Source organism: Pseudomonas sp. MEJ086, from assembly GCF_030209025.1.
In the GTDB taxonomy this organism is placed as follows: Bacteria; Pseudomonadota; Gammaproteobacteria; order Pseudomonadales; family Pseudomonadaceae; genus Aquipseudomonas; species Aquipseudomonas fulva_A.
Genome location: NZ_JARVSV010000056.1, coordinates 1 through 9,353, shown reverse-complemented (window position 1 = coordinate 9,353; position 9,353 = coordinate 1). Strand labels below are relative to the sequence as shown.

The following is a 9,353-nucleotide window of genomic DNA, read 5'->3' as shown; positions in this document are numbered from 1 at the left end:
GGGCGTGGGCGTGAAGCTGGCCGGCGACATGGCGGCCAGTGCCGGGGATATTCAGATCGATGCCAATGGGCTACTGACGCTCAACACGGCGGCGGCCAGCGGGCAGATCGCGGCACGCGCCGAGAGCGTTGAAACCCAGGGGCAGGTGTACGCCGGGACTCAGCTCGAGGTTCAGGCCAGGGACAGCCTGGTGAACCGCGGCAGCCTGGCTGCTCGCGATCGGGTGGCGCTGACTGGCGGCGCTCGGTTGCTCAACGAGGGCCATGTCGAAGCCGGTGTGAATGCCGACGACAGCCGCAATCGAGCGGGCAACGTTGCTCTGGCAGGCGAGCGGATCCGTAACGCGGGTAGCGTGGTCGCCAGCCATGATCTGCGGGTCGCTGCCGAGGGCTTGCTGGATAACCGTGACGGTCAGTTGCTGGCCGAAGGCAATGCCCGGATCGACAGCACCCAACTCGACAACCACAAGGGGCGCATCGTCGCCGATGGCAACCTCGCGCTGCGCAGTGGCCAGGTCGACAATGCTCAGGGACGTATCGCTGCCGGCCAGACGCTGGGGGTCAACGCGACCGGGCTGGCCCAGCAGGGCGGTGTGCTCAGCAGCGGGGCAGGCCTGAGTGTCGACCTTGCCGGTGGCAATCTGGACAACCGTGCGGGGCTGGTCAATGCCGGGCAGGCGCTGCGTATAGACAGCGCCGCCAAGGTCGACAATACGGCAGGCGAGATTTCCAGTCGCCAAGGTGTGCAGGTGGCGGCGGCTTCTCTGGACAATCAGGGCGGCAAGCTGCTGGCCGAAACCTCGCTCGCGTTGACGGGGGAGCGCCTGCAAAACCGTGCTGGTCGCATCGCAGCCAATGCTGATCTGCAACTGGTGCACGACGATATCGACAACCGCGGCGGGACGGTTTCCAGCCGAGCCAGGGTAACGATAGCCGCACAGGGCCTGGACAACAGCGACCAGGGCAAGGTGATCGGTGCGCACCTGGTGCTCACCACACAGCGCCTGCTCAATCGTAGTCAGGGCCTGATTCACGGGCAGGGCAATACGCAGGTGGCCGGCGCCTGGCTGGACAACAGCGGCGGCTCACTTTCCGCGGGTGAAGATCTGCGTGTCGAGCTCGCGGCGCGGGGCGAGCTCGACGGCGGGCTGATCAATACCGATGGTTTGCTGGGCAGCGAGGGTGCGCTGAACGTCGGTGCGACGCGCCTGGACAATCGCCGGGGCGATGTTTCCAGCGTTCGGGACTTGAACCTGACCCTGCTGGGGGCGCTGAACAATCAGGAGGGGCGGGTGCTCGGTGATGCGGCTCTGCACCTGCGCAGTGGCGACCTGAGCAACGATCAGGGGCTGATCTCGGCTGGCTCCACGCTCGCGCTGCACGCCGCGCAGATCGCCAACCGCAAGGGCCGTATCGCCGCTACCGGGCCGCTTGAACTGACGGCCAACGGTCTGCAGCAACAGGGTGGCGAGCTGTTCAGCAAGACCAGCCTGGCCCTTGACCTGCAGGGCGGCGCTCTCGACAACGACGCTGGCTTCATCAACGCACCGGGTGCATTGCGGCTCGATGGCCTTGGTGTCGTGAGCAACCGAGGTGGTGAAATCTCCAGTCGCCAGGGCTTCGACCTGGCAGCGAGCAGCCTGGACAACCGCAGCGGCAAGCTCATCAGCGAGCAGGACCTGCGCGTCAGCGTTTCTGGCAGCCTGGACAATCGAGGCGGGAGCCTGGCCGGTCGTCAGGTCGAGGTCAGCGCCGCGGCGCTGGACAATGGCGCTGACGGCCTGCTGCGTAGCCAGGGCCGACTCGATGTCGGGGTGAGCGGCACACTGGCCAACCAGGGCGGCGAACTGCTGGCCGAAGGCGATCTGAATCTGCTGGCGCAGCGGCTGGACAACCAGAAAGGCCGGGTCGCGGCCAATGGTCCACTGAGCGTGACGGCTGGCGACATCGACAACCGTGGCGGGGAAATATCCAGCCGTGGCAGTGCCGGTTTGAACGTCACGACGCTCGACAACAGTGACGGTGGCCGCCTGCTGGCGGCGCACCTGAACCTGGCGGCTGCGCGCCTGATCAATCGCGACGAAGGGCTGATCTTCGGGCGTGATCAGCTTCAGCTCGGCGCTGCTCACCTGAACAATTCCGGCGGTACCCTCGCCAGCGATACTCGCGTGCTGATCGAACTCGCTGCTCGTACCGGTGACCTGGCCCACGATGGCCAACTGATCAACAACGCGGGAACAATCAGTAGCGAAGGCACGCTGAACGTCACCGCCGCCACGCTCGACAACAGCGCGGGGAGCCTTTCCAGCGCGGGTGCGTTGCAGGTCACCAGCCAGGGCGCACTGCTCAATCAGCAGGGGCGTCTGCTCACCGATGCCGGGTTGCTGCTGCGTAGCGCCGGCCTGGACAACCGCCATGGCCAGATCTCCGCGGTGGAGCATCTGAGCGTCATCACCGGGCGTTTCGACAATGACGGCGGTCGCCTGACGGGTAACGCCAATCTGGACCTGCAGGCCGATCAGATCGGCAACGCCCAGGGGCGTATCGCCGCCAGTGGCCCGCTGTCCGTGCAGGCCAGCGGTCTGGCGCAGCAGGGTGGTGAACTGTTCAGCCAGACCAGCCTCACCCTCGACCTTGATGGTGGCTACCTGAACAATGACGCCGGCTTGCTGCATGCCCCCGGCCAACTGTTGCTGAACAATCTGGGGGCGGTGAGTAACCGTGGTGGCGAGATTTCCAGTGGCCAGGGTTTCAATCTGCTGGCGACGCGCCTGGACAACGCCAATGGTCGACTGCTCTCCGAGCAGAACCTGACGTTGCGGATTCAGGGCGTGCTGACCAACCTGGCAGGGTTGATCAGTGCCCGAGGCATCGACCTGCGTGCCAAGGAGCTGAGTAACGAGGCGGGCACACTCTTCGCCCGCGGCGACCTCGTCATCGACCTTACCGGCAACCTGAGCAACGCCAGCAAGGGCCTCATTCAGAGTGCCGGCGATCTGCGCCTGAACAGCGGCACGCTCACCAATACCGACGGCACTCTGTTGGCCAGCAAGGCCCTTGAGCTGCGCAGCAACGGTGCGCTGGACAACCGCGACGGCGGGCTGATCAACAGCCAGGGCACCCTCACGCTCGACGCCGCTTCGCTGGACTCCAGCCAGGGAGGGGAAGTCTCGGCCAAGGGCGACCTGCAACTGACCCTCGACCGCCTGACTCAGCAACAGGGCGCCTTGATCGGCGAAAGCTCTATCAGCCTCGACCTGCGCCAGGGGGACCTGGATAACCGTCAGGGCCTGATCAGCAGCAACGGCCCGCTGACCCTGAGCAACCTGCGAGCCGTCGATAACGCAGCAGGGGAAATCTCCAGCCTCGGCGTGCTGGACCTGGCCGCCGCCAGCCTGGACAACCGCAATGGTCGCCTGATCAGTCGGCAGTGGCTGCGCCTGAGCCTGGGCCAAGGCGACAATCGCGGCGGCCTGCTCTCCGGTTGGCAGGGCCTGCAACTGAGTGGCGGTTCCCTCGACAACCGCCAGCGCGGCACGCTGTCCAGCCGCGATGGCGGCCTCGCCGTAGCGCTCGCCGGTGCACTGCTCAACAGTGGTGAAGGCGCTCTGGTGGCTGCCGACCGTCTCGATATTCAGGCCGAGAGCCTGGACAACAGTGACCGGGGCATTCTTTCCAGTGGTGCGGGCCAGCGCCTGCAGATCACCCGGCAACTGGACAACCGCGCCGGGCAGATCGACGCCGGAGAGCGCCTGGTCATCGACGCCACTAGCGTCGCCAACGCGGGCGGTTTGTTGCAGGCGCAGCAAGACCTGACCCTGAGCAGCAAGGCCCTGGACAATAGCCATGGCCGCATCGCAGCCAGCGGTGCAGCCACGCTCAACGTCGACGGCACCCTGAGCAATGCTGCCGGGCAACTGGCCAGCGCCGGTCCCCTGAGCATCACGGCCGATACCCTGAACAACCAGGGCGGCACGCTGGCCAGCCAGAGCACCGCCAAGCTCGTCGTCAGCGAGCTGGACAACAGTGGCAGCGCGACCCTGGCCGCCAATGGGGCGCTGGAGCTCGGTGTCGCCCAGGCGCTGAACAACAGCGCCGATGGGCTGATCTACAGCCGTGACGCTCAGGTGAATCTGAACGCCGCCAGCCTCGACAACAGCGGCGGAGCCATTCAGGGGCAGGGCGATCTGCTACTGAACATCGGCGGCGCCCTGAACAACCAGGCTGGCACTCTGCAGAGCCGTAGCGGCGCTGTCGACCTTACCGCTGCCAGCCTCGACAACCGCCAAGGTACCCTGACCAGCCTTGAAGGCTGGGTGCGCACCCGTCTTTCCGCCTGGCTGCGCAACGGCGCCATCGGGCAGGGCGGTCTGATTCAGGGGCAGCACATCGACCTGCAGGTCGCTGGCAACCTCGACAACACTGCCGGGCGCATTCATGCCCTGAACGGCGCGGCGACCTTGCGGGCCAGCGCCTTCGACAACCAGCGCGGCACCCTGCATGCCCAGGGTGACCTGCTGCTGCGTGGCGGCGACCTGAACAACCAGAGTGGCACCCTCGGGGCTGCCACCATCACCCTGGAACAGGCTACCGACGCCTTACTCGATAACCAGCAAGGCATCATCGAAAGCCGTGGCACGCTGCACGTGCAGGGCGGCAGCCTGAACAACCAGGGCGGCCAGCTGCGTGCCCTGGGCAGTACCGGCACCACCTTCTTCACCCTGGGCGCGCTGCTGGACAACCGCGGCGGCACCCTGGAAACCGCCAACCGCGACCTGACCCTCAACCTCGGCAGCCTGCTCAACCACAATGGCAAGCTGCTGCACGCTGGCGGTGGTGAGTTCGGTGTCGCCCTGGCGCAGGTCGCCGCCGCGGGCGGCAGCTTCGTTACCCAGGGCGGCCTGACCCTCAAGGCCGACAGCTGGAGCAACGACAGTATCCTCCAGGCCGGGCATCTGACGCTGGATATCGGCACCTTCGAGCAGACGGCCAATGGGCAACTGCTGGCCACCGGTTCGCTGACCGGCAAGGGGGGCAACTGGATCAACCATGGCCTGATCGCCAGCGATGGCCCCATCAGCCTGACTCTCAGTGGTGCCTACAGCGGCAACGGCCGGGTCACCAGCCAGGGTGCCCTGGACCTCGCGGCCGCGAGCCTGAGCCTCAGTGAGGCCGCCAGCATCACCGCCGCTGGTGCGGCCAGCTTCATGCTCGGTGGTGCACTGCTCAACCAGGGCCGCCTGACCGCCGCCGACAACCTTACCCTCAGTGCCGCCAGCGTGAACAACGCCGGCACCCTGGGCAGTGCCCAGCGCCTGACCCTGAGTACACCGAGCCTGATCAACGAGAAGGGGCTGTTGTTCAGCGGCGACGACATGGCGCTGTATGTCGACACCTTCACCAACCGTTACGCGGACGTGTATAGCCTGGGAACGTTGCTGATCGCGGGTGATCAGGCGGGCGAGCAGTCCAGCCGTTTCGAAAACGTATCCAGTACCGTTGAGAGCGCCGGGGACCTTGCCGTCAACGCCCTGGCGATCATCAACCGCAAGGATGCCTTTGCCGTATCCGAACGGCTCGTGTCGGGGAGCATCACCTACGAATGTCTTGATTGTAAGGGACGCCATTTCGATTTCTATTACTTCCTCAACGAGCAAATAGAGCGAACCGTCTCCTCCGACTCACCGGCCTCCCTGATCCAGGCTGGCGGCAACCTCAAACTCACTGGCAGCACGATCGAGAACAGCCACAGCACGATTTCCGCTGCCGGCAATATCTTGCTCGTTGGCGATCAGGTATCGAACCTTGGCTCTGCCACGGAAAGCGTGAATCGCTATCGCCAGTACCGTAATCCGGTCGATTCCGAGCGGCGAGCTGTTTTCGAAAGTCTCATCAGCGCAAATGGTGATATTTACCAATACAACCGAAATAACGCGATATACGAGCACACTTATGTCATTAGGCAGGCCCGCGAACCGGATATCTATCTGAGGCCAGACCGCCAAGTTACCAGGACGCCAAATCGCTATTACAACCCCGGAGCTCAATACCCGGTTCCCGCCATCTTCAGCACCTACAGCCTTGTCGATTCGGTCGATACCGTCACCTCGACCGGTGTTGCCGCCGGAGCGGTCATCCAGGCCGGTGGCAATGTCACCGTGCAGAGCGCGAACGTCATCGAGAACGGCGTTCGCCGCAATGGGCAGAGCATCGCTCCTGGCACCTCGCGAGCAGGTGATACCAGCAGTGGTGGCAGCGGCTCGACCACAGTCATTCGCCTCAACCCGCAACTCCCGGCCGACCTCGCCCAGCAACAGGTGAATCCGCTGAACCTGCCTGGTTTCAGCCTGCCGACTGGCCAGAATGGATTGTTTCGCCTCAGCGGCCAGAGCGGCAGCGACAGCCAGGTGCGTGAGGCAGTCGCTGCCCAGCAGTGGGCATTGGCCGGCACCAGCCTCGAGCAGGCACAGCGTGAAGGCTCCGGCGCTGTACGGATAGAGGATGTGCGGGGCGATCAAAGCGGTCAGCTCCAGGCTGGCCTTGGCCAGCCGGTTGCAGTCGATAGACCGTCACTGGTTATTCAGCCCGGCACCCAGGTGACCGTCAGCGCATCCGCCGCTCAGGGCGGTGCCGGTAATCCGGTTTCCCAGGCCCAGGGCGTCATCGTGAACCCTGTCGCCCGGCCTCACAAATACCTGATCGAGACCAACCCGGCACTGACCGAGCTGAGCCGCTTCCTCAGCTCCGACTACATGCTTGGCCAACTGGGTTACGACCCCGATCAGGCCCAGAAACGCCTGGGCGATGGCCTCTACGAACAGCGCCTGATCCGCGAAGCCATCGTCGCCCGTACCGGCCAGCGCTACCTGGCCGGGTTGACCAGCGACGAGGCGATGTTCCGCTACCTGATGAACAACGCCATCGCCAGCAAGGACGCACTGAACCTGGGCCTTGGCGTCAGCCTGAGCGCCCAGCAGGTGGCTGCCCTGACCCACGACATCGTGTGGATGGAAGAGCAGGAGGTCCTCGGCGAAAAGGTCCTGGTGCCGGTGCTCTACCTGGCCCAGGCCGAAGGCCGCCTGGCCCCCAACGGCGCGTTGATCCAGGGCCGTGACGTGGCGTTGATAGGCGGTGGCGACCTGAGCAACCAGGGCACCCTGCGAGCCAGCGGTGCATTGGATGTACAAGGTCGGAACATCGCCAATAGTGGCCTCATGCAAGCCAACGAGCGCCTGCAACTGCTGGCGACCGAGAGCATCCGCAACGCCCAGGGCGGCATCATCGCCGGGCGCGATGTCAGCCTGATCGCCCGCGAAGGCGACATCGTCAACGAGCGCAGCGTCACTCAACATGCCGCCAGCATCGGCTCCCACCGCTGGGGGCAGACCCATGTCGACAGCGCCGCCCGCATCGAAGCCAGCGAGAGCCTCAGCCTGGCGGCTGGGCGCGACGTGAGCAACCTCGGCAGCGTTCTCGACAGCCGCGGCGACCTGGCCATTCAGGCCGGCCGCGACGTCACCGTCGCCTCCGTGCAGGAGGGGCAGTACCAGACCCGCGGCAACTGGTTCGTCAATGAACGGGTAACCCAGGTGGGCGCTGAGGTGAGCGCGGGTCGTGACCTGGATATCGCCGCCGGGCGCGACCTGGGCGTAGTGGCCAGCCGCGTGACGGCAGGCCGTGATCTCGAGCTTGGCGCCGAACGTGACCTGATGCTCTCCAGCGCCGCTGACGAGAGCCACTTCCTGTCGAGGGGCAAGAAAGTCACCCAGAGCCGTGACCAGATCACCCAGCAGTCGAGCGAGATCCAGGCCGGTCGTGACATCAGCCTGGGAGCGGGCAATGACCTGAGCGTGATCGCCAGCCGCGTACAGGCTGGCAACGACGTCGACATCGATGCCGGCCAGGACATCGACATCCTGTCGGCCAAGGATGAAAGCGCCTCCTACTACTTCAAGAAGAGCAAAGGCTCGTTCGGCCGCAGCAAGAGCCGCCAGAGCGAAAGCTACGACAGCACCAACATCGCCTCGGTGATCGAGGCGGGCAACGACCTGACGATCAACACCAGCAAGGCTGCCAGTGGCGCCCTGAATCTCGAGGGTGGCCGCGACGTCACCGTCATCGGCAGCCAACTCAGCGCTGGTAACGACCTGCTGGTCGGCGGCACCGGCGATGTGGCCGTGCTGTCCGGTGTCGAGGAGCACGGGTCCTACGCCAAGAAAACCAAATCCGGTTTCCTTGGCCTGTCGAAGAGCGGCAAGAGCCAGCTGCAGACCAGCGCCACCCAGGTCGCCAGCGAACTGGAAGCAGGCAACGACGTGGTCATCGCGGCAGGCAACGACATTCGTCTACGCGCCAGTACCACCGATGCCGGTAACGACGTCGAGCTGCGCGCCGGGTTGGTGAAGGACACTGGGGACATCAACCTCGTTTCGGCCAACGACGAAGCGTATAGCCGTAGCGAGTCCTACAGGAAGAAGTTCGGTCTTTCCGCCCGTGATGCAGTTGGGGTGGCCGTGGGTTCACCAAGCTGGGGTGGTGACATTGCCATCTCCAGTGCCAAGAAAAGCGGCCAGGAAATCATCCGCTCCACCAACGTAGGCAGCCAGGTCAATGCCGAGCGTGATGCTTCGCTGATCGCCGAACGCGATATCAACGTGGTGGGCAGTGGTGTCAGCGCCGGGCGCAACGTGCTGCTCGATGCTGGTCGCGACGTGAATGTCGTTGCAGGTAGCGGCAGCGAACAGGTTACCTCGTGGAAAAACACCAAGACCCTGGGCCTGATGCATAGCGCAGATGGCAACGGTGTTAGTGCCTTTGCCGGAGCCGAGTCGCTCAAGGACAAGACTCGTACCAGCGAACAGACTGCGGCAGCCAGCCAGATCAACGCCGGTTTGGACCTGGATGTACGTGCTGGCCGCGATATCCGGCAGCAAGGCTCGGACATGCAGGCCGGCTACGACCTGAACATGAAGGCCGGGCGTGACATCGTCGTCGATGCGGCTCGCGAACAGTCGAGCATCGAAAGGGAGCAGAGCCAGAACCGTAGCGGCGTAGGCGTCACGGTTAACCACAATTTCGAGCGAACCAAGAATGCGGTAAGCGGCGCCGGCAAGGGTGAGAACACTGTCAGCCAGGCATCGAGCACGCTCAAGGCGGTGGACTCCGTCAGCCAGTTCCTGGCTGGGCCAACGTTCGATGCGCACTTCGGTAGTACCAGCCAACGCCAGAGCGTCAGCCAGACCGTGGTTGGAAATCGCGCTTCGACGTTGGACGCGGGTAACGACATCAACCTGGAAGCAGGTAATGACGTTCAGGTACGTGGCGCTCAGTTCCATTCCGGGCGTGACATCAATG

Annotated in this window: 1 protein-coding gene; it reads left to right on the top strand. The window is 64.6% G+C overall.

Features of this window, described 5'->3' with window-relative positions; translation table 11 throughout:
• On the top strand, positions 1-9,353 hold a 9,353-nt coding region (locus tag QRN22_RS25335), incomplete at both ends, for a hemagglutinin repeat-containing protein (protein WP_285404451.1).